This is a genomic window from Streptomyces mayteni, from assembly GCF_054783955.1.
Genome location: NZ_BAAGPR010000318.1, coordinates 1 through 505 on the forward strand (window position 1 = coordinate 1; position 505 = coordinate 505).

The 505-nt window shown below is 27.3% G+C and carries 1 protein-coding gene; it reads left to right on the plus strand.

Features of this window, described 5'->3' with window-relative positions:
* On the plus strand, positions 1-505 hold a 505-nt coding region (locus ACYVPE_RS40065; RefSeq protein ID WP_461038762.1), incomplete at both ends, for a proton-conducting transporter transmembrane domain-containing protein.

The window sequence follows — 505 nt, forward strand, 5'->3', positions numbered from 1 at the left end:
GGGGTGCACGAGAAAGAAAAATTCATGCAGCTTATCAATTTTTTTTATATACTTTATTAGGTTCTTTATTTATGTTATTAGCTGTTTTAGTAATTTATTTTGAAGTTGGTTCAACGGATTATCAAGTATTAGCAGTAGCAGATATTAGTGAAACTCGACAAAAAATTTTATGGTTAGGATTTTTTTTATCATTTGCAGTAAAAGTTCCTATGATTCCTTTCCATATTTGGTTACCTGAAGCTCACGTAGAAGCAAGTTTAGCTGGATCAATTATTTTAGCCGGAATTTTATTAAAATTAGCTGGTTATGGATTTTTACGATATTCTATTGCTATTTTACCAGATGCTTCTGTATTTTTTACTCCTTTAGTTTACTCTTTAGCTGTTATTAGTATTATTTATTCATCTTTCACTACTTTAAGACAAGTAGATTTAAAAAAAATTATTGCTTATTCTTCTGTAGGACATATGAATATTACTTTATTAGGTTTATTTAGTAATACAAT